Consider the following 22,659-nt stretch of genomic DNA (forward strand, 5'->3'; position numbering starts at 1 on the left):
AGGTCTCCATGAACGCGACTCTCTCCCTGGCCAGCATCCTCGCCGAACCGGCATGGCGGCGGCCCGACCATCTCGCCCTCATCGAGGGCGAGCAGCGCATCACCTTCCGCGACCTGTGGCGGCAGGCCCGCGAACAGGCCGGGGCGCTCATCGAACTCGGGGTGCGGCCGGGGGACCGGGTCGCGCTCATGGGGCCCAATACCGCCGACTTCCCGCGCGCCTACTTCGCCATCCTGGCGGCGGGCGCGACCGTGGTGCCGGTGCATCTGCTGCTCACCGCCGACGAGGCCGAATACGTGCTGCGCGACAGCGGGGCCAAGCTGATGGTGTGTCATCCGATGGTCGAAGCCGTCGGCAAGGAGGCGGCGACTCGCGTCGGGATCGACTGCGTGAGTCCGAAAGAGCTGTCCGGCGGGGCGATTCCGGCGTTCGTCGCGCGCGGTCCGCTCGACACCGCCGTCGTGTTCTACACCAGCGGCACCACCGGCCGCCCCAAGGGCGCGGAGCTCAGCCACCTCAATATGGTCATGTGCGCGACGGTGAATGCCTTCGACGCCAACGAGGTCAAGCGCGAGGACATCGCGCTCGGCGCGCTGCCGCTGTTCCACGTGTTCGGGCAGACCGTGTCCATGAACTCGCACTGGCGGCTCGGCGCGACCCTGGTGCTCATGCCGAGATTCGATGCCGCACAGGCCATCGAGCTCATGGTGCGGGAGAACGTCAACACCTTCCACGGCGTGCCGACCATGTATCACGGGCTGCTCGACGCCGCGAAGGACGCGCCCGCGCTGCCGCGGCTGCGGCTGTGCATCAGCGGCGGGGCCGCCATGCCGCCGGTCGTCATCGAGGAATTCGAGAAGGTCTACGGCGCACACATTCTCGAGGGCTACGGGCTGTCGGAGACCTCGCCCACCGCGACGGTGAACCAGCCGCTGCTCGGCCCCGAGACCGGGACCGTCGGGCATCCGGTGTGGGGCGTCGACGTCGAGATCGCCGACGCCGCCGTCCGCGAACGCATCGACCTGCAACCCGCCGGGACCATCGGCGAGGTCGTGATCCGCGGCCACAATGTGTTCGGCGGCTACACCGGACGGCCCGACGCCACGGCGGAAGTGATGGTGGACGGCTGGTTCCGCACCGGCGACCTCGGGGTCAAGGACGAGGACGGCTACCTGCGGATCGTGGACCGGATCAAGGAGATGATCATCCGCGGCGGGTTCAACGTGTATCCGACCGAGGTCGAGGCCGCACTGCTGCGGCACCCCGACATCTCGCAGGTCGCGGTGATCGGGGTGCCGGACGAGAACTACGGGGAGGAGATCCTGGCGGTCGTCGTGCCGTCCGGTCCGCTCACCGCCGAGGACGTCATCGCCTACGCGAAAGAGCATGTGGCCCGGTACAAGTACCCGCGGCGGGTGGAGTTCGTGACCGAACTGCCGATGGGGCCGACCCACAAGATTCTGAAACGCGAACTCAAGCAGCGCTACGTCTGAAGGGCAGAACCATGATCGACTTCAGCGACTTCGACGCCCTGCGGGCCGCCGCCGGCACCGAACTCGGCGTCAGCGACTGGATCACCGTCGACCAGCACCGCATCGACACCTTCGCCGACGCCACCGACGACCACCAGTGGATCCACGTCGACACCGCCCGCGCCGCCGCCGGACCCTACGGACGCACCATCGCCCACGGGTTCCTCACGCTGTCACTGGTGGTGCCGATGACCGCGCGGATCATGACCGTCAGCGCGGCCTCGATGGCGATCAACTACGGGCTCAACAAGGTTCGCTTCATCAACCCGGTACTGGTGGACAGCCGCATCCGCGGCCGGCTCACCCTCGACACCGTCACCGACATTGCCGGCGGCGTGCAGGCCGTGCGCACCATGACCGTGGAGATCGAGGGCGCGGACAAGCCCGCCTGCGTCGCCGAGAGCATCGCGCGCTACCTCGCCTGACCCGCTCGTGCCGAAGGCCCGCCGATCGAATCGATCAGCGGGCCTTCGGTTTTCCGTCCTACTTCATGCCGGGCCCGAACGGCTGCGCCGACAGCGGCGCGGAGTCCGGGGTCAGAGTGGCCACCACCGAGATGCCGGCGGCCCGGAAATTCGTCAGCGCCCGCGCGATGTGATCCGCGGAGGTGATCAGGATCGCGGCGTGCGCGCCGATCACGTCCATCAGATGCGCCGAGAAGGCGGCGTTCTGGACCGTCGAATTCGCCTTGGTCTCGGTGTGGATGCGGTTGCGGTCGATGCCGCGCTCGACCAGCCAGTCGGCCATGGCATCGGCCTCGGTGACACCGTTCTGCGGGTTGCCGCCGGTCACGATGACCGGGGCCTGCGGCGACAGCAGCGCCGAGACGTAGCCGGCGTAGAGGCGGGCCATGAGCTCCGGGCGCATCTGGCCGTCGGGCAGCAGGCCGTAGCCGAGCACCACGATCGCGGTCTCGGGGGTGAACAGCGCGGGCAGATCCAGGCCCGGCAGGTCCATGCCCGGAATATTGAAGGACTTGACCGCGTCGAAGGTCGCCGGCAGGTCCTGGGACAGGCCGAACATCGGATCGATCTGCGGCGGCCGGTCCGCCGAGTCGCCGGGTAGTAGCCGAGTCTGTGTGGCGGCCGATTGCGGCGCACCCCACTCGGCCGCGGTCTGGGTTCCCTCGTCCGCGAGTGGCGGGGCGGGGGAGTCGGCGGGAGCCGGGTTCACCACCTCGGCGTGCGCCGGGGTGGCCACCGCCGCGAGGGCGACGACCGTCGCTCCGGGGAGCAGCGCCTGTAAGGTTTTGGTGCGGAAGGTGTTCGGTGCCGGCCGATGATGTCGGCCGGGCGGGGTGCGCCGCAGCTGCGGACGAACCCACTGCCATTGGCCCGCGGACGAGGCGCGGCGGTGTCTGCCTGATTCGAGCATCGCAACCCCCTAGGTAGCCGGGATGTGACTACCGGTCGGTTCACAATCTACCGATTCATGATCGCGCCGGATCGCGCCGCGCGGAGCGGAATTGGTGAAATCCAGATTCACTTTTCGCGCCAGACCCCGCTTTCCGGGGGTGACCGGGCTCACACGCGCGGCGATGTCACACCTGTGCGGGCCGCGTCGTCAACCTCATGAAGCCGACGAACACCCACCAGAAAAGAGAGAACGATGACCCGCTTCGCCCTGTACGAGAACGAGATCGCCGCCAAGTTCACCAAGCGCATCGTCACCGCCGCCCGCGTGATCGACGACTCCTCCCTGCCGCGCGCCACCCAGGAACTGGTCAAGATCCGGGCCTCGCAGATCAACAACTGCGGCATGTGCCTGGACATGCACACCAAGGACGCCGCCCACGCCGGCGAAACCCCGGTCCGCCTGGCCATGGTCGCCGCCTGGAAGGAATCCACCGTCTTCACCGAGCCCGAGCGCGCCGCCCTGGCCCTCACCGAAGAAGGCACCCGCCTGGCCGACACCTCCTCCGCCATCACCGAGGACACCTGGGCCCAGGTCCGCAAGCACTACGACGACGACCAGATCGGCGCCCTGATCTCCCTCATCGCCACCATCAACGCCTGGAACCGCCTCAACGTCATCTCCGGCCAGCTGGGCGGTCAGTACACCCCCGGCCAGTGGTAGCCGCCATCCCGCCGCGGAAATTCGCTATCGATTTCCGCGGCGGGTGGCTACTGTTCTCGACGCCACCGACGCCCTGGCGCGCAGGACGTGGGGTGGTCCAGCCGGTGTGATGGCAGACCAGCGGGTTCGAATCCCGCCACTGGCGCAACGGAATTCAGTGCTCGAAGGCCGCGTTTCAGTGCTCGAACGCAGCGCGGTGCGCCTCGCACCACGCGGTGAACGTGCGCGGCGCACGGCCCAGCAGCTCGGCCACCGTGTCGGTGCGATCACCGACGGCGTCGGCGCGCAGCAGGGCGAAACCTTCGATGATCGCCGCGGCCAGGCGTGGGGGAGCGCCGTGCGGGAAGCGAGCCGCGACGACCTCCTCCGGCGTCGCCACTTCGCGAACCTCGATGTCCTGGTTCAGGATTCGGGCCAGGATCGCGACCTGCTCGGCGATGGTCAGGGCCTCGGGGCCGGTGAGGTGGTAGGCCGCGCCGGCGTGGCCGGGCTCGGTGAGGCAGCGCGCGGCGACCTCGGCGATATCGGCCGGGTCGATGGGGGCGAAACGGCCGGGGCCGGACGGATCGAGCACCGGGGCGCCCGAGCGGAGGTTCGGGATCCACTCGAGGGCATTGGACATGTAGCCGCCGGGGCGCAGCATCGTCGCCGGAATTCCGGTGGCGCGCACCAGGTTCTCGCGTTCGTGATGCCAGGTGCCCATGGCGGGCAAGGGGTCGAACAGGACGTGCGCGGAGGAGATGAGGACGATTCGTTGCACGCCGGCCCGTTCGGCGGCGCGCAGCAGGGTGCGGGTGTGGTCCAGGCCGATGCCGGGGACCAGCAGGAACAGGGCGGTGACTCCGGACATGGCGCGCTCGACGCTCGCGGCGTCGTCGAGATCGCCGCGGGCGGCCTCGGCGCGGGTGGGCAGGGTGGCCGCGCGGGCCGGATCTCGCACCAGGGCACGGAAATCGGTGTCGTGGGCGTCGAGGACGCGGGTGAGTTCGCGGCCGATGTTCCCGGTCGCTCCGGTCAGCAGTAGCATGAGATCTCCAGATCGTTAGCCGTCTATTGAAAAACGTTAGACGGCTAACGATCGGGCGTCAATGCTCGGAAGGAGACCCATGCCCGACGCCGGACCCGAGTTCCTCGATCTGCACGGCCGCACCTCGAAAGTCCTGCGCGCCTTGGCCGATCGCGATATGCGCCGCCACGGGCTGCACCTGGGGCAGAACCACGTCCTGGCCGCGCTGTGGGAACAGGACGGGCGCACGCCGGGGGAGCTGGCGGCCGCGCTGAACGTCACCACGCCGACCGTGGTGAAGATGGCCACCCGGATGGCCGCCGCCGGGCTGCTCACCCGCCGGCGCGACGACAAGGACCATCGCCTGGTGCGGCTGTGGCTCACCGATCACGGCCGTGAACTGCGCGAACCCGTCGAAGCCGATCGGAAGGCACTGTCGGACAAGGTCACCGCCGAGCTCACCGCCGACGAACGCGTATACCTGATGTCCGCGCTGGCCAAGATCCACCGCGCCGCCGCCGACCTGCTCGGCGAACCACTAGAGTTGGGCACATGATTACCGCGATCGTGTTGATCTCCGCCGAACCGGATCGGATTCCGGAGACCGCGCAGGAACTGGCCGACATCAAGGGGGTGACCGAGGTCTATTCGTGCGCGGGGGATGTGGACCTGATCGCCAAGGTCCGGGTGCGTGACCACGAGGAGATCGCCGACGTCGTCACCGGGCACATCAACAAGACCCCCGGCGTGCTGCGCACCGCCACCCACATCGCGTTCAAGTCCTACTCGCGCGCGGACGTGGAAGCCGGCTTCTCGATCGGCGAATGAGCCGACCGGGCGCGAAACGCCCGGTCAGCGAGTCTGGACCGACGCGCCCAGCGCCCGGCCGGTATGACCCGGCTCGATGATGTGCGTGACGCCGCCCTTGCAGCCCGGGAACAGGTACACATCGACCCGCTGGGCGGTCGCGTTCGCGACCTCCAGCCGATGCGGCATATGGCGCACGGTCACACACTCCGACGGGATGCCGTAACCACGGCCGTCCACGGTCAGGACCTCACCGCCCTCGGCCCGGGCCCACGGATGGGCGGCGCTCACCGAAACCCCGAGGCCCAGGAACACGACCACCAGGCCGGGTAGTACCACCGCGTATCGCATGCCCGCACTGTATCGCCGCGGCGACCGGCCGCCCGCCCCCGCATCGCCGGGGGAGCCGAACTCCCAGGACACTCTGAGCCGATCGCTCAGGGGAAGGCAGGAACCCATGTTCGTGAAGGTGTGCGGACTGACCACCGAAGAACAGATCGACTGGGCCGTCGACCTCGGCTATTCGGCCATCGGCGTGGTCGGCACGCAGAAGAGCAAACGCTACGTCGAACCCGCGCGGGCCCGCGAACTCGCCGCGTACGCGCGCGGCCGGATCCAATCCTTCGTCGTCGCCTTCGAGCAGCACGAAATCGCCGAGGTGATCGACGACTTCGACATCATCCAGCTCTACACCTGGACCGACCTGCCGAACCTGGCCTACTGCTCGGCCGTACGGCCCGAACCCGGCCAGACCTGCGAATACTTCTTCTACGACGCCAGCCACGGATCCGGCGTCTTCGCCGAATTCCCGGACTGGCTCGAACACGCGCCCGGCCGCGTCGTGCTGGCCGGGGGACTGACCCCCGACAATGTCGCCGACGTGATCGCCACCCACCGGCCCTTCGGCGTCGACGTGTCCAGCGCCCTCGAAACCGCGCCCGGCATCAAGAGTTTCGATGCCATGCGCCGGTTCATCGAGGGCACGAAATAGGCGGCTAGTCCGCGCCGAGCTCGTTGGAGACGCTCACCCAGCGCTCCAGCAGCGCGGTGGCCGCACCCGAATCCACCGTCTCGGCCACCCGCTTCAGCGCCTCGGCCAGCTTGGCGTGCAGATCGGCGTGCACATCCTCGGCGGTCAGGTCGAACGCGACCAGCGCTGCCGCCGAGTTCAACAGCACCGCGTCACGCACCGGACCCGGCTCCCCGGCGAGCATCGTCCGGGCGATCGCCGCGTTCCTCGCCGCGTCGCCGCCCTTCAGCGCCACGGGATCCACCCGCTCGATGCCGAGAGTCGTTGGGTCGATGGTGGTTTCGTGCAGCGTGCCGCCGGCGACCACCCACACGTCGGAGGTGTCGGCGGTGGTGATCTCGTCGAGGCCGTCGTTGCCGCGCACCACCAGCGCCTTGGCGCCGCGTTCGGCGAACACGCCCGCGATCACCGGCACCAGCTCCGGGAACGCGCAGCCGATCAGACCCGCGCCCGGCTGCGCCGGGTTGGTCAGCGGGCCCAGGATATTGAAGACCGTCGGAATCCCGATCTCACCGCGCGCCTGCGAGGCGAACCGCAGCGACGGATGGAACACCGGCGCGAAACAGAAACCGATCCCGGTCCGCTGAACGCACTCCTCGACCGACTCCGGGCCCAGCGCGATTTTCACGCCCAGCGCCTCCAGCACGTCCGCGCCGCCGCTCTTGGAGGAGGCCGCGCGGTTGCCGTGCTTGATCACCGGGACCCCGGAGGCGGCGACCACGATCGAGGACATGGTGGAGATGTTCACGCTGCCCGAACGGTCGCCGCCGGTGCCGACGATGTCCACCGCCGCGCCGTCGTGGCGCACCCGGCGCGCGTGCGCGAGCATGCCCCCGGCCAAGCCGTTCAACTCCGACGGGGTCGGGCCCTTCATCTTCATGGCCACGCCGAAGGCCGCGATCTGCGCCGAGGTCGCGTTATCGGTGAAGATCTCGTTCATCGCCCACGCGGCCTCGTCCGAGGACAGATCGTTGCCGTCGGTGAGGATGCCGAGAACTTCTCGCCAGCTGCGCGCGCTCATTGCCTTCTCTTCCCGTTGCCGGCTCGCGCCGGACATCAGTGTGGTCGGGGCAAGCCTAGTGCGGAGAACCCGACTCCCGGGACTCTCAGGGAGCTTCGCCCACCGAACCCCCGGACTAGCGCGGCCGCTCGGCAGGTTGCAGGGCGTCCCAGCCCAGCGCATCGCCATCATGGCGCTGGGCCAGGCCCGCCATGCGGGAACGCTCCTGCGAGCAGTGCACCGCGTCGAGGATCTGCACCCGCTGCAAGACCAGGCGCGCCGGGTCGGAATCGGTGACCGAGGCGGTGTCATAGCCGCCCTGCGCGGCAATGACTTGCACCGCATTCACCCGATCCGCCGGCAGGCGCAAATGATGCCTGAGCACCACCGGTCGGTCCGCCGTCCAGTCCAAGGCCTTGCCGAGGGCCGCCGAACAGGCCTCCGCGTCATCGAAACTCGATGCCACCACCACCAGATCCGGGCGCGCCGGATCCAGTTGTGTTGCGCCGCCGCGCTCTCGCCACCGCCGCCACCACGACTTCACGTCCACTCCCTCTCATGGGCCCTGGAACAGGCCTCAGCTTCCTCTTACCTGCGCAATCTAGGCTCTGCGGGGACACGCCGGGAACCCCGCGAGAGCCGCGCTCGCCCTGGGCTTTCCGACACGGACGACAAAGTTTCGTACCCGCCTACACCTGTCGTACTACGACGAGTCATACTTACCGGCGTGACGACCGCAGTAGGGACCCCAGGATCGGCCATTACCCAGCGTGTGCATTCGCTGAACCGGCCCAACATGGTCAGCGTCGGTACCATCATCTGGCTGTCGAGCGAGCTGATGTTCTTCGCCGGCCTGTTCGCCATGTACTTCGTTGCCCGCGCCCAGGCGCACGGCGTCTGGCCGCCGGAGCCGACCGAGCTGAATCTGAAGCTCGCCGTGCCGGTGACCACGGTGCTGGTGCTGTCCTCCTTCACCTGCCAGATGGGCGTTTTCGCCGCGGAGAAGGGCGACGTGTTCGGCCTGCGCCGCTGGTACCTGCTCACCTTCATCATGGGCGCGTTCTTCGTGGCCGGCCAGGGCTACGAGTACACCAACCTCGTGCACGAAGGCACCACGATCTCCAGCTCGGTGTACGGCTCGGTGTTCTACATCACCACCGGCTTCCACGGTCTGCACGTCATCGGCGGTCTCATCGCGTTCATCTTCCTGCTGGTGCGCACCAAGCTCAGCAAGTTCACCCCGGCGCAGGCCACCGCGGCGATCGTCGTGTCGTACTACTGGCACTTCGTCGACATCGTCTGGATCGGCCTCTTCGCGACGATCTACTTCGTCCGCTAACACCGGACACCCGCCGGAGCAGTCAGCCCCCCGCCCCGGCGACCACAAACTTGTACAAGTCGGTTCCGTCTACTCCAAAGGGACACAGATGAGTTCATCTCCCCCGTCAGCGCCAGATCCCGAGGGGATCGGCCAGGCCACCAAGATCCGCAAGCAGCGCCGGGTTCGCCGGAAGCTGGCGGGCGGTCTGGTCCTCCTGATGGGCCTCGTCGGAGCCGGCTTCGCGGCATCGGCCCTGACCCCGCAGGCTCAGGTGGCGACCGCTCACGAGGATCAGTCCGCGCTGATCCGCGAGGGCAAGCAGATCTACGACACCTCGTGCGTCACCTGCCACGGTGTCAACCTGCAGGGTGTCCAGGATCGCGGCCCCAGCCTGATCGGCGTCGGTGAGGCCGCGGTCTACTTCCAGGTCTCCTCCGGCCGCATGCCCGCCGCCCGCAACGAGGCGCAGATCGTGCGCAAGCCGGCCAAGTTCGACGCGCACCAGACCGACGCGATCAGCGCCTACGTCCAGGCCAACGGTGGCGGCCCCACCGTCGTGCGCGACGCCAACGGCGAGGTCGCCCAGGAATCCCTCATCGAGGGCCGCGACCTCGGCCGCGGTGGCGAGCTGTTCCGCATGAACTGCGCGTCCTGCCACAACTTCACCGGCAAGGGTGGCGCGCTGTCCTCCGGTAAGTTCGCGCCGCCGCTGGAAGAAGCCAGCGAGCAGCAGATCTACCTGGCCATGCTGACCGGCCCGCAGAACATGCCCAAGTTCTCCGACCGGCAGCTGACGCCGGACGAGAAGAAGGACATCGTCGCCTACATCAAGGACCGCATGGAGACCAAGTCCGAGGGCGGCTACGGCCTCGGCGGCTTCGGTCCCGCGACCGAAGGCCTGGCCATCTGGGTCGTCGGCATCGTGGTCCTGGTCGGCTCCGCGATGTGGATCGGTTCCCGGTCATGAGCGAACAGGAGCGAAACACCATGGGGGACAACCCCACCGAACCCACCGATGAGCAGCTCGACGCCATGTCGCGGGACGAGCTGGTCAAGCTCGGCACCGAGCTCGACGGCGTCGACGTCGCCTACCGCGCCCCCCGCTGGCCGGTCGAGGGCACGCGCGCCGAGAAGCGCGCCGAGCGCCGCGTCGCCCTGTGGTTCGGCATCTCCGCGCTCGCGGGTGCCGCGCTGATCGGTGTCTTCCTGTTCTGGCCCTGGGAGTACAAGGGCCGCCACCAGGACGGCAACGGGATGTACACGCTGACCACCCCGCTGTACGGCCTCACCCTCGGCATCGCCGTGCTGGCCATCGGCATCGCGGTCGTGCTCATCCGCAAGCACTTCATCCCCGCCGAGATCTCCATCCAGGACCGCCACGACGGCCCGTCCTCGGAGGTCAACCGGCGCACCCTGGTCGCGCAGCTGCAGGACGCCGCCGAGACCTCGACCCTGGGCCGCCGCAAGCTCATCACCCGCACCGCGGGTCTGGGCGCGGGCCTGGTCGGCGTCGGCGCGCTGTTCGTCTTCGTCGGCGGCATGATCAAGAACCCGTGGGCCAAGCGCGACAAGTCGCCGCTGTGGGTCTCGGGCTGGACCCCGGACTACCCGGGCGAGACCGTCTACCTGCGTCGCGACACCGGCCGCCCCGAGGACATCGTCCTGGTCAAGCCGGAGGACCTCGACGGCGGCGCCATGGAAACCGTCTTCCCCTGGAAGGAATCCTGGCGCGGTGACGAGCACGCGACCCTGCAGTCGCTGCGCGGCATCCGCAACGCGGTCATGCTGATCCGTCTGCGTCCGCACGACGCCCAGACCGCGATCAAGCGCAAGGGTCAGGAGAGCTTCAACTACGGCGACTACTTCGCCTACTCGAAGATCTGCACCCACCTCGGCTGCCCCACCTCGCTGTTCGAGCAGCAGACCAACCGGATCCTGTGCCCCTGCCACCAGTCGCAGTTCTCGGCGACCGAATGGGGTAAGCCGGTCTTCGGTCCCGCCGCTCGCGCGCTGCCGCAGCTGCCGATCACCGTCAATGCCGATGGCTACCTGGTCGCCGCCGGCGACTTCATCGAGCCGCTCGGCCCGGCCTACTGGGAGCGTCGTTCATGAGCCCTAGCAAAGCGGCCGTCCAGGCCAACGAAATGGACGAGCGCTACCACCTGGCTGCGTTCGCCAAGCGATCGATCAACAAGGTCTTCCCGACCCACTGGTCGTTCCTGCTCGGTGAGATCGCGCTGTACGCGTTCATCATCCTGCTGCTGTCGGGTATCTACCTGACGCTGTACTTCGACCCGTCCATGTCGGAGACCGTGTACCAGGGCGCCTACCAGCCCCTGCGCGGTGTCACCATGTCGCGGGCCTACGAGACCGCGCTGAACATCTCCTTCGAGGTGCGCGGCGGTCTGTTCGTGCGCCAGGTGCACCACTGGGCGGCGCTGCTGTTCGCGTCGTCGATCATCATCCACCTGTTCCGCATCTTCTTCACCGGCGCGTTCCGCAAGCCGCGTGAGGCCAACTGGGTGATCGGCTCGCTGCTGCTCATCCTGGCCATGTTCGAGGGCTTCTTCGGCTACTCGATCCCCGACGACCTGCTGTCGGGCACCGGTCTGCGTGCCGCCTTCGGTGGTATCACCATGGGTGTTCCGGTGATCGGCACCTGGATGCACTGGCTGATCTTCGGCGGTGACTTCCCGGGCACCATCATCATTCCGCGCCTGTACATCGCGCACGTGCTGCTGCTGCCGGGCATCATCCTGGCCTTGATCGCCGCGCACGTCGCGCTGGTCTGGTACCAGAAGCACACCCAGTTCCCCGGACCGGGCCGCACCGAGAAGAACGTCGTCGGCGCCCGCATCATCCCGGTGTTCGCCGCCGACCAGGGCGCGTTCTTCGCCTTCACCCTGGGCGTCGTCGCGATCATGGGTGGCGTCTTCCAGATCAACCCGATCTGGAACCTGGGTCCCTACAACCCGTCTCAGGTCTCCGCGGGTTCGCAGCCGGACTTCTACATGATGTGGACCGACGGCATGGCGCGTCTCATGCCGCCGTGGGAGCTGTACCTGGGCCGCTACACGGTCCCGGCGCCGTTCTGGGTCGCCCTCATCATGGGCCTGGTGTTCACCGTGCTGATCGCCTACCCGTGGATCGAGAAGCGCCTCACCGGCGACACCGCTCGCCACAACCTGCTGCAGCGTCCGCGCGACGTGCCGGTCCGCACCGCCATCGGTGCCATGGCCATCGCGTTCTACATGGTGCTGACCCTGGCGTGTGTCAACGACATCCTGTCGCTGAAGTTCGACATCTCGCTGAACGCCACCACCTGGTTCTTCCGCATCGCGCTGCTGCTGGCCCCGCCGATCGCCTACTTCGTGGCCTACCGCTTCTGCATCGGCCTGCAGCGGTCCGACCGCGCGGTGCTCGAGCACGGCATCGAGACCGGTGTCATCAAGCGGCTGCCGCACGGTGAGTACATCGAGGTCCACCAGCCCCTCGGCCCGGTCGACTCGCACGGCCACCCGATCCCGCTGGAGTACCAGGGCGCCCCGGTGCCCAAGAAGATGGCCAAGCTCGGCTCCGCCGGCAAGCCCGGCACCGGCTCGTTCCTGCGCCCCGACCCCGCGTCGGAGCAGGCGGAGAACGTCGCCATCGCGCACGAGGAAGAGCACACCATGCTCGCCGTCCTGGAAGCGGCCCAGAACACCGCCTCCGGCAAGCAGACCGATCACTGATCGGATCGTCACCAGGGAAGGCCCCGAGTCGAATTCGACTCGGGGCCTTCCCCGTTCCGTATCGATCAGACGATCGGGATGGCCACCGAGATCACGGCCTCCGCTTCGGACACCTCTCCGGGGTCGTTGCGATAGACGGTGAAGTGATGGGTGGCGATATCGTCACCGGTGCGCGCGATCCGCAGCCCGTGGTCGTCGATGAAGGCCGCGATCCGATCGTGCGCCATCGGAATCATGTCGGCGAACGATCCGGTCACGGTCGCGCACACCGCCCGGCGAACCGGAAAGCGCAGCGCTTGCAGCGGAGCCCGGACCTCGACGCCCGCGGCGGTCTCGACGAATACCGATTCATCGACGTCGGATTCCCGGAACTCGGCGTCGTGATCGATACAGCCGCCCGGTCCGGTCACGGTGATGCGCTGCCGCTCGAGTTCGGGCAGGAAGCGCGCCCAGAGTTCCCCCTCGGCGGCATAGCCGGGGATCACCCCGCGCAGCGTCACCAGCGTCTGGGCCGGTATGTCGATCAGTTGAACCTCGATGTCGGACACGGTGTTCTCCAGATGGTTCCGGTCGAGCATGCGCTCGATGAGGGCCAGCCGTTGCCGGGCCGAGGCGGCCTCGTCCACGAGCGTCCGGCGCTGTGATCGCAGCGCGTCGGTATACGTGGCGGAACCGAATACGGCGAGCAGGGCTCCGATGGCGGATACGCCGAACCCGACGTCACGCAGCTCGCGGATCCGGGCGGCGGCGCCCAGCTGCGCCGGCGCGTACCGGCGATACCCGGTGGCATCGTCGACCCAGGCGGGAACGAGCACGCCGCTCGCGTCGTAGTGCCGCAGCATCCGCACGCTGATCCGGCTCAACGAGGAAAAGCTGCCGATGGACATCAGGTTCGAGGGATCGGTCACGGCCGTAGTCTGCCGCCTCACACGATGTCAGAGTCAACCCGCGCGGGAACGACATCATCCCTGGGTCGGGTCGGCCGGGGTCGTGCGCGCGGCCTCGGCGCGGTCGACCCAGTCGAGCCAGGGGCCCGCGCCGCGGCGGGGTTCGGCGTAGCCGTCGGTGGTGCGGACGATGCGGGTGCCGGGCTGTTCGAGCCAGCGGACCAGCAGACCGGCCTCCTCGGGGAGGGCGCCGCGCAGCGGGGGGAAGGCGGGGGTGTCGCCGGAGTCCGGGAGGGGTTGGGGGAGGACGGTTTCGGCGGCGGCCGCGAGGCGGTCGACGACGGCCATCGGGGAGATGCCGCGGACGGCGGTGCCCGCGGCGGCGAGGCGGGCGTGGCGGATGATCGCGAACTGCCAGCCACCGGCGCCGTCGGGGTGGGCGGCGATCAGTTCGGGGATGGCGGCCAGGGCGGTGAGGCGCTGGGTGCGGCGCAGGGCGCGCACCACCGCGACGGTGCGGTCCCGCAAGCGAGCCGCCGCCTCGAAATGCTCTGCGGTGGACAGGGTTTCGAGTCTGCCCGCGATGGTGTGCAGGAGTGCGTCGTCCGCGCCGGCGAACAGGGCGCGGATGGCCGTGGGCGCCGGTTCGTACTCCTCTATATATAGGGGGCTGTTCTCGGTGGCGGCGGGGCAACCGCCGACGATGGCGGGCCGGCAATCGTGGCGGCCGGTGCGCGGGATGCGGGTGGTGCAGGTGCGCAGGCCCGACTGCTCGGCGAGGGTGGCCGCGATCTCCTGGGCATCGGTGCGGGAGGTGAACGGGCCCAGCGCATCCCGGGTCGGAGTGCGCGAGACCGCGAAGCGGGGGAAGGGCTCGGCGGTGAGGGTCAGCCACCACGCGCGCTGCGGGAACTTCGAGCGCCGGTTGTAGGGCGGGGTGTGGGCGATCAGCAGCCGCAGCTCGCGCACGCCCGCCTCCAGACCGTGCGCGCACTCGACGTGATCGACGCGGGTGGCCAGCTGCACCATCTCGCGCATGCGCGGGCGGGTGTCGGAACCGGTGAAGTAGCTGCGGACGCGGCGGCGCAGATTCACCGCCGTCCCTATATAGAGGACTTCGTCGGACGGGCCGCGGAACAGATACACGCCCGGGGTCGCCGGAAGGTCCGCGGCCATCACACGTTTCGCGCGCTGGCGGCGGGTCACCTCGGGGAGATAGTCGAGCAGCTCGGTCAGACTGTGCACGCCCTGATTGCCGACCCGGGCGATGAGCGCGTGCAGCACGTCCACCGTCGCCTTGGCGTCGTCGAGGGCGCGGTGCGTCGGGCGGGTCTCCGCGCCCAGCAGCTGCGCCAGGTACCAGAGCTTGGCCGAGGGCGCCTCGTCCTTGGGCAGCACGCGCCGTGCCAACTGGACCGTGCACACGTGCTGGAAGGCGGGCCAGGGCACGTCGCACCGGGCGGCCGCGGCCTTCAGGAAACCCAGATCGAAGCGGGCATTGTGGGCGACCAGCACCGCGCCGCGCGCGAACTCCAGGAACCCGGGCAGTACCTGCTCGATCCGGGGCGCGTCGATCACCATGGCGGTGGTGATGCCGGTGATCTGCACGATCTGCGGCGGGATGGCGCAGCCGGGATTGACCAGGGTCGCGAACTCGCCGAGCACCTCGCCGCCGCGCACCTTGACCGCGCCGATCTCGGTGATCGAGTCGCCCTCGGGGCTGGTTCCGGTGGTCTCCAGGTCCACGACCACGAACGTTGTGTCATAGAGCGGGGTTTCGAGCTCATCGAAGGCCAGCTGTCCGGACACGAGGGGCAAGCGTAGGCGCGGGGTCCGACAACGTCGCCCGAAGTTGATCTTTCCGAGCGACCTGGGGAAACGTCCGGATACCCGGTGACGATTCTCGAGATGAAATCCCCGAATTGCGCGAATATGCGAGTTTGTGGCGAGGGTCACAGTTATTCACAAAATGGATCAATTTTGTGGGGGAGGGTGGTCGGTTCGGATTCGTGCCCGGCGGGTGCTGTCCCGGTGCCCCGCGCCCGGGCGCGTCGGTGGGGCGCCCGGGAATCGCCCAGGTCGCACGCCATGGCTCTGACCTCGTATTATGCGGAATTCGCCAAGGTCGGAAGGGTTGTCCGCAGGCGCTTGCTACTGACCGGTAGCTCCCGGGACGCTCTCCGAAAAACGATCACTGTTATCGTTTCGTGATTGTTGTGACGTTTGTCGCACCGAAATACGGGTGCGCAACAATTCTGAGTCACGCGGCGCCTGCCTCGGCTTTACAAAGCACCGTTATGTACTCGTAATCTTCCTGAGACCTCGCGGAGTCCGACGCACCACCGGGTGCGGCGTCGCGGGGCAGATTGGAAGTACCTCACCATGGCGACCACCACCGTCAAGCGACAGGTCCGGGGCATGCAGCGCACTGCGCGTCGCGCCGCCGCGGCCGGTGCCGTCGGCGCTGCCACGCTGAGCGCGCTGCTGCTGCCCGCCACCCCCGCGTCGGCCCAGCCGGTCAACACCCCCGTCGGCACCTTCGACGTGCCCGACGCCATCCAGCTTCCCGCCGGGATCCCGGGCCTGCCCGAGTCCCTGCCGGTGACCATCCCGGCCCTGCCCGGCATCGAGGTCCCGGGCGCGCCGGCTCCCAGCCCGCAGCGCAGCTTCCGTCAGGCCGCGGTCGACGCCGCCATGAGCCGCATCGGCGACCCCTACGTGTACGGCGCCGCCGGCCCGAACGCCTTCGACTGCTCCGGTCTGGTGCAGTGGTCCTACGCGCAGGCCGGCGTCAGCCTGCCGCGCACCAGCTACGAGCAGGCCAGCGCGGGCAGCCCGGTGTCCTACGACGCCCTCGAGCCGGGCGACGTGGTGTCGTTCTACGGCGGCGGCCACTCCGGCATCTACATCGGCGACGGCAATGTCGTGCACGCCTCGACCTCCGGTCAGCCGGTCAAGGTCGCCCCGATCTCGTCGATGCCGTTCTCGGGCGCCACGCGTATCTGATCCCTTGCTCTACCGGGGGATTCGTCCCCCAGCCGACCGCCGGCGGACGACCTGCGGGAGGAACGGCGACCGTGATGCTTCCGTGGCCTGCTGGACACAAGCGGTCGCCGTTTCGTAATCTTACCGAGACCTTTCTGACCGGCTCGGGGTAAGAGAACGGGACGACACCAGCGGTGGCAGCGCAGCAGCGACATCAGCGGACACACAGTGAGCGGACCAGGCGACTGGTCGGAGGAGCCTTCACGGTCGGGGCCCTCATGGTCGGCACCTACGGCGGCTACGGTTTCGCCGGCGCCGATCCGGTGGCCGCGCCGGCCTCGGCCGGGGACGCGGTCCAGAAGCTCATCGACCTGTCCCGGCAGTCCGAGCAGATGAATCAGCAGGCGCTCGACGCCCAAGTCGATCTGGACGCCAAGTCCGCGACCGCGGCCGCCGCCGACCAGCGCGCCGCCGACGCGGCCGCCACGCTGGACGCCGCCAAGGCCGAAATCCGCCGCTACCAACCGGTCATCGAACGCGCCGCCACCTCCGCGCTGCTCGGCAGCCGCACCAACCGGATCACCTCGCTACTGGTCAGCAATTCGCCGCAGCAGCTGCTCGACCAGATGTCGATCGTGGACCTGGTGGGTGCGCGCACCAATGATCAACTGGCCCAGTATCAGAAGGCCACCACCGCGGCCGCCGCCGCCGAATCCGGCGCCCGCGCCGCCGCCGACTCCGCCCGCGCCGCCAGTGCCGCGGCCGACCGCGTGCGCACCGACCTGGAAGCCAAACGCGCTGCGCTGCAAGGCTCGATGGCCCAGGTCATCGCCGCGTGGGGGCAGCTCTCGGCCGGTGACAAGTCCGCGCTGGCGGGCTCCATGTTCCCGCCCGGCTTCGATCGCGACAGCCTGCTCAAGGGTCTGGTCCCGGGTTCGGGCACCAGCGCGCTGGCCGCGGGGCTGACCCGGGTCGGCGATCCCTACGTCTGGGGCGCCACCGGACCGGACCAGTTCGACTGTTCCGGCCTGGTGCAGTGGGCCTTCCATCAGGTCGGCAAGAACGTGCCGCGCACCTCGCAGCAGCAGGCCGGATACGGCACGCCGGTCGACCAGAAGGACCTGCAGCCCGGTGATGTGGTCTTCTTCTACTCGGACATCTCGCATGTGGGCATCTACGCCGGCAACGGATTGATGCTGCACGCTTCGACTTTCGGCGTTCCCGTCCAGGTCGCGCCGCTGGGTTCGACACCGTTCCATTCGGCTCGACGATACTGACGAGAGGCGGCGATGAGCGCTCTGCGGCAGGTCCGCGGCTGGCTGTCGGCGAAACGACGGTTCCAGTTCGTGCTCACCCTGGTCATGGTCAGCGCCCTGACCGCCGCGTGCGGCGCGCTGCTCATGCTGCCGAACTCGGTGCTGCCGACGCTGCGCGCCGTGGTGCCGGGCCAGGATTCGAGCCAGGCCACCGATCCGCAGGTGCCGCTGGTGAAGCGGTCCATGGAGGCCTACGGGAAGCTGGTCGCCGAACCGGTGCCGACCGGATCGGGCCGGACCGGCATCGTGCTCGGCCATCCGGGCCAGCGCGCCGACCTCGAGGTGCTGGCGAGCGAACTCGCGGCATCCACCGCCGCGGTCACCGCGCTGTGGGGCCAGGACTGGAATCGGGCGCCGGTCGTGGCGGTGGCCTCCAGCCCTTCGGAATTCGCGGCGCTCACCCACGCCACCGGTGACGTGCCCGCCGAGGTCGCCGCGTCCACCGTCGCCGACCCCTACCGGCCCGGCACGCAATTGACCGGGCAGCGCGTGGTTTTCGGGCCCGACGCCGGACGCCGCCTGGGCGCGGAGGGCCTGCGCTCGGTGCTGCGTCACGAACTCACCCACCTGGCCAGCCGCGCGGTGACCGTCGACGGGTCGCCGATGTGGATGCTCGAGGGTTTCGCCGAGTATTCCGCGCACCGCGGCATGCGCCACCCGGTCGCCCAGATCGCTCCGGCCCTCACCGCCCGCGTCCGTGCCGGTGACCTGCCCGCCGATCTCCCCGCCGACGCGATGTTCGAACCGGGCGGTGGCCAGGCCTCGCTCGCCTATGAACAGGGCTGGTCCGCCTGCGCTTTCATCGCCGACCGCTACGGTGATCAGGCCCTGGTCGACCTGTACCGGCAGCTGGCCTCCGGACCGAAGGACCGGGCCGCCGTGGAGTCCGTCCTGCGCGGCTCGCTCGGCGCCACCTACACCGACCTGGTCACCGCGTGGCGGGCCTGGCTCAGCACCCGCACCGGCGAGGGCGCGTAAAGCGGACGCCCGCGCGGGTGCAGTAGGTTTGTGGCATGGGGCGAACTCTGCTGGTTACCAATGATTTCCCGCCGCGACCCGGCGGGATTCAGTCGTATCTGCACGCGCTCGCCCTGCAGCTGCCCGCCGACGAGCTGGTGGTGTACGCGCCGCGCTGGAAGGGCGACAGCCACTGGAAGTTCGACGCGCAGCAGCCGTTCCAGGTGGTGCGGCACCCCACCACCTTGATGTTGCCGACGCCGCTGGTCGCGCGCCGGGCCCGGAAACTCCTGCGCGACGAGCAGTGCGACCGGGTGTGGTTCGGGGCGGCCGCGCCGCTGGCGCTGATGTCGCCGGTGCTGCGCAAGGCCGGGGCCGAACGGATTCTCGCGTCCACCCACGGTCACGAGGTGGGCTGGTCGATGCTGCCCGGCGCGCGGCAGGCGTTGCGCGTCATCGGTGATCACACCGATGTCGTCACCTATGTCAGTAAGTACACGCGGCGGCGGTTCGCGGCGGCGTTCGGGGCGCAGTCGGCGCTGGAGTATCTGCCGCCCGCGGTGGATGCCGAGGTGTTCAAGCCGGATCCGGCCGCGCGCGCGGAACTGCGGGCCCGCTACGGGCTGGGGGATCGGCCGACCATCCTGTGCCTGTCGCGGCTGGTGCCGCGCAAGGGCCAGGATTCGCTGATCGCGGCCATGCCCGATATCCGCAAGCGGGTCGACGGCGCGGTGCTGGTGATCGCGGGCGGCGGACCCTACGAGCAGAAGCTGCGCGAACTGGTCGCGGCCCTGGGCGTTTCCGACGATGTGGTGTTCACCGGCCGGGTGCCGTCGCAGGAGCTGGCCGCCCACCACACCATCGCCGACGTGTTCGCCATGCCCTGCCGGACCCGGGGCGCGGGCCTGGACGTGGAGGGCCTGGGCATCGTGTTCTTGGAGGCCTCGGCCACGGGAGTGCCGGTGGTCGCGGGCAATTCGGGCGGCGCGCCCGAGACCGTCCGCGAGGGTGAGACCGGCCGGGTGGTCAACGGCCGCAAGCTGGAGTCGCTCGCCGACGCCATCGTCGACATCCTCTCCGACCGCGACGCCGCGGCCGCCATGGGCGCGGCGGGCCGCGCCTGGGTGCAGCAGCAGTGGCGCTGGGACCTGATGGGTACGCGACTACAGCACCTGCTGGATCCCAGCCTGCGCCCCAGTCACCTGGGCTGAGCCGCCGGTCCAGGTCGGCGCGGGGTCTGAGCGGCGGCGCATCCTGCGATAGGCTCACCCGCGTGAGCAGTATCCAGGTTGCCGACATGACCTTCATCGCCGCGCCGGGCGAGGCCGTCGCCGAGATTCTGGCCGACCGTGGCCGGTGGCGTCAGTGGTGGCCGGACCTGCAATTGGACGTGCGGGAAGATCGGGGCGACAAGGGAATCCGCTGGACCGTCAGCGGGGGCGCCGAGGGCACCATGGAACTCTGGCTCGAGCCGATGCTGGACGGCGTCATCATGCATTACTTCATGCACGCCGAACCGCGCGGCGGCGTCGCCGGTATGTCCGGGCGTGACCTGCTGGCGCTCAACCGCACCCGCCGGGTCGCGGGCAAGGTCATGTCGTTCGAGATCAAGGCCCGCCTCGAGGCTGGGCGCAAGGCCGGGGTCGCGCCCGCGGCCGCTCACTAGAAAGGAAGCGTTGCCGCCCATGGCCGATCGAACTCAGCGGTCGATCGTGATCGACGCCCCCTCGGACCGAGTGATGGCCGTCATCGCCGACCTGGAGTCGTATCCGGAATGGGTCGCCGCGGCCCGCTCGGTCGAGGTCCTCGACAAACAGCCCGACGGCCGGGCCCGCACCGCGCGCTTCGTACTGGACGCCGGCGTCGTCAAGGACACCTACACCCTCGCCTACACCTGGCGGCCCGACGGCCGCGCGGTCAGCTGGAGCCTGGTCGCCGGGGAGCTGCAGAAAGCGCAGGACGGCACCTACGAACTGATCGCCCTGCCCGACGGCACCACCCAGGTGGTCTACGAGCTGACCGTCGACCTGAACATCCCGATGATCGGCATGTTCAAACGCAAGGCGGAGAAGGTCATCACCGACACCGCCCTCAAGGAACTCAAGAAACGGGTCGAAGGCTGACCGCCGGCGGTACCGAACGCCCGACCCGCACCGCCGCCCGAGTCGAGCTGTTCATCGGCAAGGGGGGCGTCGGAAAGACCACACTCGCCTGCGCGACCGCGATCGCCTACGCGCGCACCGGGCAGCGGGTGCTGCTGGCCTCCCTCGATCAGGCGCACTCCCTCGGGGACGCGCTCGGCTACCGGCTGCGCCACGGCGCGAAACCGGCGGTGGCGAGCGTGCCGCTGCCCGTGTTCGCCACGGCCGCACCGGATCTCGCCAACGACCCCGAGGCCACCGATCCGGGGCTGCCGGTGGTCGGGTCCGCCGCCGCGCCGAGTCTCGACGTCATCGAGGTGGATTCGCTGGCGCTGCTGGAGGATCGGTTCCGGCAGGTGCTGATGATGGCCTCCGGCGCCGGGCACGAGCACGGATTCGACCTGGGCGCACTGGATCCCGCCGAGCTCACCGGACTGCCCGGGGTGCAGGAACTGCTGGCGCTGCTGGAGATCACGCAGTTCGCGAAGGGCCAGCGGTGGGATGTGATCGTGCTGGACTGCCCGCCCTCGGCGGACATGCTGCGCATCGTCACCGCCCCCGACACCCTGCTCGGTTATCTGGAACGGGTGTGGCCCGCGCACTCTCGCACCATGGAGGCCATCGGCGCCGACTTCCGCAAGGCGGTGCTGGCGGTGACCGTCGAGCAGATCGTGGACGCGGTGACCGAAGCCCGTGACCTGCTGGCGGATCGGACCCGCACCGGCGCGCGCCTGGTGACCGTCGCCGAACAGGTGGCGGTGGCCGAATCGGCGCGGGTGCGTTCGGCCGCCGCGCTGCTGGGCCTGCGCCTGGACGCGATCCTGGTCAACAAGGTGCTGCCGGAGATGCCCGCGCCGCATCCGGCCGCGCCGCCGCATCCGGCCGTGCAGTGGTACTTCAACCGGCGCGGTGAGCAACTCGACGTGGTGACCGAGCTGCGCAAGCGGCTGCGCGGGGTTCCGGTGCAGGTGGTGGGGCACGCGGGGACCGAACCGGTGGGGCTGGGCTCGCTGGCCGCACTGTCCTACGCGGTGGACGCGAGTGGTAACTGGGTGGGATGGCGTCCGGTCCCTATGCTTGGCACAGACGCGGACGGGATGCCGCCCGTCGCCGCGGAACCGGTGGTCCGGCTCGAATCCGGGGCAGGGGTGGCTTCGGTGTTCGCGATGCGCATGCATCTGCCGGTGGTGGACGCGTCGACGCTGCGGCTGGGACGAGTGGAGGACGATTTGATCGTGGGAGCGGACGGGGTCCGGCGGCGATTGCGGCTGGCCCCGGTATTGCGGCGGTGCACGGTCGACGCCGCCGAACTCGACGGCGACCACCTGGTGATCCGCTTCCGGCCCGACCCGCAGGTCTGGCCGAAATGACGACCACGCACCACCCGCGCCCCGGCCTCTCCGAAGAGAACCTCGGCGAATTCGCCGAGGAGCTACGGCTGCTCGCCGAGGCCCTGCTCGAACGCGTGGAACCGGTGCTGCGCCGCACCGCCGCCGACGGCCGCACCGAATGGTCCAGCTGCAGCTGGTGCCCGGTGTGCGCGGCCGCCGCGATCGTGCGCGGCGAACACCACGACGTGGTGGCCGCCATCGCCGAACACGGCACCGCCATCGTGACCGTGCTGCGCGAGGCGCTCGCCGGGGTGCCGGTGGACCCGGTGATCCCACCGGATCTGGATCCGGAATCACCGGAATATCAAGCCTGGCACCGGTATTCGCATGCCGCCGGAACCGATTCCGGCGCCGGCGATCTGCCGTTCGCCGACGCCTACGCGAACGCCCGCGGCGAACGCGACGAGCGGGACGGGCCGGGCGGCGGACGCCGGGGTGGGTGTACCGGGTGGGCGCTGCCCGGGGTGCGGGCAGGAGGT

At 69.4% G+C, this 22,659-nt stretch carries 25 protein-coding genes; 18 read left to right on the top strand and 7 right to left on the bottom strand.

From position 1 onward, the window contains the following. Window positions 1-8 precede the first annotated feature (8 nt). Together ACWELJ_RS01930 and ACWELJ_RS01935 are read left to right on the top strand one after the other, a co-directional pair. Window positions 9-1,493 (top strand): long-chain-fatty-acid--CoA ligase, encoded by a 1,485-nt coding sequence (locus tag ACWELJ_RS01930; protein WP_452364292.1) that lies wholly within the window; start codon window positions 9-11, stop codon window positions 1,491-1,493. Window positions 1,494-1,504: 11 nt separating this feature from the next. After that, a complete protein-coding gene (locus ACWELJ_RS01935; RefSeq protein WP_452364293.1) occupies window positions 1,505-1,957 on the top strand; it encodes a MaoC family dehydratase in 453 nt (150 codons plus the stop codon). Between the two features lie 58 nt (window positions 1,958-2,015). Here the strand turns inward: ACWELJ_RS01935 and ACWELJ_RS01940 are convergent, their stop codons facing one another. Next, window positions 2,016-2,906 carry a YdcF family protein gene (locus ACWELJ_RS01940; RefSeq protein ID WP_452364294.1) on the bottom strand — a complete coding sequence of 297 codons (891 nt, stop codon included), beginning with the start codon at window positions 2,904-2,906 and terminating at the stop codon, window positions 2,016-2,018. A gap of 234 nt (window positions 2,907-3,140) precedes the next feature. On the opposite strand from ACWELJ_RS01940, the gene ACWELJ_RS01945 reads away from it, so the two are divergent. Further along, a complete protein-coding gene (locus ACWELJ_RS01945; RefSeq protein ID WP_452364295.1) occupies window positions 3,141-3,608 on the top strand; it encodes a carboxymuconolactone decarboxylase family protein in 468 nt (155 codons plus the stop codon). Window positions 3,609-3,783: 175 nt separating this feature from the next. Here ACWELJ_RS01945 and ACWELJ_RS01950 read toward each other — a convergent pair whose 3' ends face one another. Beyond that, window positions 3,784-4,635 (bottom strand): NAD(P)H-binding protein, encoded by an 852-nt coding sequence (locus ACWELJ_RS01950; RefSeq protein WP_452364296.1) that lies wholly within the window; start codon window positions 4,633-4,635, stop codon window positions 3,784-3,786. Between the two features lie 79 nt (window positions 4,636-4,714). On the opposite strand from ACWELJ_RS01950, the gene ACWELJ_RS01955 reads away from it, so the two are divergent. Both ACWELJ_RS01955 and ACWELJ_RS01960 read left to right on the top strand, forming a co-directional pair. Continuing rightward, window positions 4,715-5,170, top strand: coding sequence for a MarR family winged helix-turn-helix transcriptional regulator (locus ACWELJ_RS01955; protein ID WP_452364297.1), 456 nt, complete (start codon window positions 4,715-4,717; stop codon window positions 5,168-5,170). Continuing rightward, complete coding sequence (locus ACWELJ_RS01960; protein WP_213560441.1) at window positions 5,167-5,442, top strand: Lrp/AsnC family transcriptional regulator; 276 nt, start codon at window positions 5,167-5,169, stop codon at window positions 5,440-5,442. Before ACWELJ_RS01955 ends, ACWELJ_RS01960 begins: the two co-directional genes overlap by 4 nt. 24 nt (window positions 5,443-5,466) lie before the next feature. Here ACWELJ_RS01960 and ACWELJ_RS01965 read toward each other — a convergent pair whose 3' ends face one another. After that, window positions 5,467-5,772 carry a hypothetical protein gene (locus tag ACWELJ_RS01965; protein WP_452364298.1) on the bottom strand — a complete coding sequence of 102 codons (306 nt, stop codon included), beginning with the start codon at window positions 5,770-5,772 and terminating at the stop codon, window positions 5,467-5,469. Window positions 5,773-5,878: 106 nt separating this feature from the next. Between ACWELJ_RS01965 and ACWELJ_RS01970 the strand changes: the two genes are divergently transcribed. Beyond that, window positions 5,879-6,412 carry a phosphoribosylanthranilate isomerase gene (locus tag ACWELJ_RS01970; RefSeq protein WP_452364299.1) on the top strand — a complete coding sequence of 178 codons (534 nt, stop codon included), beginning with the start codon at window positions 5,879-5,881 and terminating at the stop codon, window positions 6,410-6,412. Between the two features lie 4 nt (window positions 6,413-6,416). Here the strand turns inward: ACWELJ_RS01970 and trpD are convergent, their stop codons facing one another. Together trpD and ACWELJ_RS01980 are read right to left on the bottom strand one after the other, a co-directional pair. Beyond that, window positions 6,417-7,472, bottom strand: coding sequence for an anthranilate phosphoribosyltransferase (trpD, locus tag ACWELJ_RS01975; protein WP_452364300.1), 1,056 nt, complete (start codon window positions 7,470-7,472; stop codon window positions 6,417-6,419). A 115-nt stretch (window positions 7,473-7,587) separates the two neighbouring features. Further along, a complete protein-coding gene (locus ACWELJ_RS01980; RefSeq protein ID WP_452364301.1) occupies window positions 7,588-8,001 on the bottom strand; it encodes a hypothetical protein in 414 nt (137 codons plus the stop codon). A gap of 177 nt (window positions 8,002-8,178) precedes the next feature. On the opposite strand from ACWELJ_RS01980, the gene ctaE reads away from it, so the two are divergent. The 4 genes from ctaE to qcrB all read left to right on the top strand — a co-directional run bounded on the left by ctaE (window position 8,179) and on the right by qcrB (window position 12,503). Then, complete coding sequence (ctaE, locus tag ACWELJ_RS01985) at window positions 8,179-8,790, top strand: aa3-type cytochrome oxidase subunit III (protein WP_357286621.1); 612 nt, start codon at window positions 8,179-8,181, stop codon at window positions 8,788-8,790. 88 nt (window positions 8,791-8,878) lie between these two features. Continuing rightward, window positions 8,879-9,739, top strand: a complete 861-nt coding sequence (gene qcrC / locus ACWELJ_RS01990) for a cytochrome bc1 complex diheme cytochrome c subunit (RefSeq protein WP_452364302.1) — start codon at window positions 8,879-8,881, stop codon at window positions 9,737-9,739. Continuing rightward, window positions 9,736-10,884: a cytochrome bc1 complex Rieske iron-sulfur subunit gene (gene qcrA / locus ACWELJ_RS01995; RefSeq protein ID WP_452364303.1), complete on the top strand. Its 1,149-nt coding sequence runs from the start codon at window positions 9,736-9,738 to the stop codon at window positions 10,882-10,884. The genes qcrC and qcrA overlap by 4 nt, the downstream gene beginning before the upstream one ends. Next, the gene (gene qcrB / locus ACWELJ_RS02000; protein ID WP_452364304.1) at window positions 10,881-12,503 is read left to right on the top strand and encodes a cytochrome bc1 complex cytochrome b subunit; all 1,623 of its coding nucleotides are present in this window, start codon (window positions 10,881-10,883) and stop codon (window positions 12,501-12,503) included. Before qcrA ends, qcrB begins: the two co-directional genes overlap by 4 nt. A 65-nt stretch (window positions 12,504-12,568) precedes the next feature. Here the strand turns inward: qcrB and ACWELJ_RS02005 are convergent, their stop codons facing one another. Then, window positions 12,569-13,411: a MerR family transcriptional regulator gene (locus tag ACWELJ_RS02005; protein WP_452364305.1), complete on the bottom strand. Its 843-nt coding sequence runs from the start codon at window positions 13,409-13,411 to the stop codon at window positions 12,569-12,571. 54 nt (window positions 13,412-13,465) lie between these two features. Further along, window positions 13,466-15,199: a DEDD exonuclease domain-containing protein gene (locus tag ACWELJ_RS02010; RefSeq protein WP_452364306.1), complete on the bottom strand. Its 1,734-nt coding sequence runs from the start codon at window positions 15,197-15,199 to the stop codon at window positions 13,466-13,468. A gap of 573 nt (window positions 15,200-15,772) precedes the next feature. Between ACWELJ_RS02010 and ACWELJ_RS02015 the strand changes: the two genes are divergently transcribed. The 8 genes from ACWELJ_RS02015 to ACWELJ_RS02050 all read left to right on the top strand — a co-directional run. Then, window positions 15,773-16,396, top strand: a complete 624-nt coding sequence (locus ACWELJ_RS02015; RefSeq protein WP_452364307.1) for a C40 family peptidase — start codon at window positions 15,773-15,775, stop codon at window positions 16,394-16,396. Window positions 16,397-16,653: 257 nt separating this feature from the next. Further along, the gene (locus tag ACWELJ_RS02020) at window positions 16,654-17,652 is read left to right on the top strand and encodes an NlpC/P60 family protein (protein WP_452364308.1); all 999 of its coding nucleotides are present in this window, start codon (window positions 16,654-16,656) and stop codon (window positions 17,650-17,652) included. Window positions 17,653-17,664: 12 nt separating this feature from the next. Then, complete coding sequence (locus ACWELJ_RS02025; protein WP_452364309.1) at window positions 17,665-18,669, top strand: peptidase MA family metallohydrolase; 1,005 nt, start codon at window positions 17,665-17,667, stop codon at window positions 18,667-18,669. A 35-nt stretch (window positions 18,670-18,704) separates the two neighbouring features. Further along, window positions 18,705-19,859: a glycosyltransferase family 4 protein gene (locus tag ACWELJ_RS02030; protein WP_452364310.1), complete on the top strand. Its 1,155-nt coding sequence runs from the start codon at window positions 18,705-18,707 to the stop codon at window positions 19,857-19,859. A 62-nt stretch (window positions 19,860-19,921) separates the two neighbouring features. Then, the gene (locus ACWELJ_RS02035; RefSeq protein ID WP_452364311.1) at window positions 19,922-20,314 is read left to right on the top strand and encodes a polyketide cyclase / dehydrase and lipid transport; all 393 of its coding nucleotides are present in this window, start codon (window positions 19,922-19,924) and stop codon (window positions 20,312-20,314) included. 19 nt (window positions 20,315-20,333) lie between these two features. Beyond that, window positions 20,334-20,771 carry an SRPBCC family protein gene (locus ACWELJ_RS02040; protein ID WP_452364312.1) on the top strand — a complete coding sequence of 146 codons (438 nt, stop codon included), beginning with the start codon at window positions 20,334-20,336 and terminating at the stop codon, window positions 20,769-20,771. A 53-nt stretch (window positions 20,772-20,824) separates the two neighbouring features. Further along, window positions 20,825-22,159, top strand: a complete 1,335-nt coding sequence (locus tag ACWELJ_RS02045; protein ID WP_452364322.1) for an ArsA-related P-loop ATPase — start codon at window positions 20,825-20,827, stop codon at window positions 22,157-22,159. Further along, a partial coding sequence (locus ACWELJ_RS02050) for a hypothetical protein (protein ID WP_452364313.1) occupies window positions 22,156-22,659 on the top strand: 504 nt, incomplete at its 3' end. The genes ACWELJ_RS02045 and ACWELJ_RS02050, both read left to right, overlap by 4 nt.

The sequence above is a fragment of the Nocardia sp. NPDC004582 genome (genome assembly GCF_053602115.1).

Excerpts from the sequence above, each read along its gene's own strand:
- ACWELJ_RS01950 (WP_452364296.1), bottom strand. The coding sequence starts at position 4,635 with ATGCTACTGCTGACCGGAGCGACCGGGAACATCGGCCGCGAACTCACC.
- ACWELJ_RS01945 (WP_452364295.1), top strand. The coding sequence starts at position 3,141 with ATGACCCGCTTCGCCCTGTACGAGAACGAGATCGCCGCCAAGTTCACC.
- qcrB (WP_452364304.1), top strand. The coding sequence starts at position 10,881 with ATGAGCCCTAGCAAAGCGGCCGTCCAGGCCAACGAAATGGACGAGCGC.
- qcrA (WP_452364303.1), top strand. The coding sequence starts at position 9,736 with ATGAGCGAACAGGAGCGAAACACCATGGGGGACAACCCCACCGAACCC.
- ACWELJ_RS02030 (WP_452364310.1), top strand. The coding sequence starts at position 18,705 with ATGGGGCGAACTCTGCTGGTTACCAATGATTTCCCGCCGCGACCCGGC.
- ACWELJ_RS02020 (WP_452364308.1), top strand. The coding sequence starts at position 16,654 with ATGGTCGGCACCTACGGCGGCTACGGTTTCGCCGGCGCCGATCCGGTG.
- ACWELJ_RS01960 (WP_213560441.1), top strand. The coding sequence starts at position 5,167 with ATGATTACCGCGATCGTGTTGATCTCCGCCGAACCGGATCGGATTCCG.
- ACWELJ_RS02040 (WP_452364312.1), top strand. The coding sequence starts at position 20,334 with ATGGCCGATCGAACTCAGCGGTCGATCGTGATCGACGCCCCCTCGGAC.
- ACWELJ_RS01935 (WP_452364293.1), top strand. The coding sequence starts at position 1,505 with ATGATCGACTTCAGCGACTTCGACGCCCTGCGGGCCGCCGCCGGCACC.
- ACWELJ_RS01970 (WP_452364299.1), top strand. The coding sequence starts at position 5,879 with ATGTTCGTGAAGGTGTGCGGACTGACCACCGAAGAACAGATCGACTGG.
- ACWELJ_RS02025 (WP_452364309.1), top strand. The coding sequence starts at position 17,665 with ATGAGCGCTCTGCGGCAGGTCCGCGGCTGGCTGTCGGCGAAACGACGG.
- ACWELJ_RS01955 (WP_452364297.1), top strand. The coding sequence starts at position 4,715 with ATGCCCGACGCCGGACCCGAGTTCCTCGATCTGCACGGCCGCACCTCG.
- ACWELJ_RS01940 (WP_452364294.1), bottom strand. The coding sequence starts at position 2,906 with ATGCTCGAATCAGGCAGACACCGCCGCGCCTCGTCCGCGGGCCAATGG.
- ACWELJ_RS01930 (WP_452364292.1), top strand. The coding sequence starts at position 9 with ATGAACGCGACTCTCTCCCTGGCCAGCATCCTCGCCGAACCGGCATGG.
- qcrC (WP_452364302.1), top strand. The coding sequence starts at position 8,879 with ATGAGTTCATCTCCCCCGTCAGCGCCAGATCCCGAGGGGATCGGCCAG.
- ACWELJ_RS01965 (WP_452364298.1), bottom strand. The coding sequence starts at position 5,772 with ATGCGATACGCGGTGGTACTACCCGGCCTGGTGGTCGTGTTCCTGGGC.
- trpD (WP_452364300.1), bottom strand. The coding sequence starts at position 7,472 with ATGAGCGCGCGCAGCTGGCGAGAAGTTCTCGGCATCCTCACCGACGGC.
- ACWELJ_RS02015 (WP_452364307.1), top strand. The coding sequence starts at position 15,773 with ATGGCGACCACCACCGTCAAGCGACAGGTCCGGGGCATGCAGCGCACT.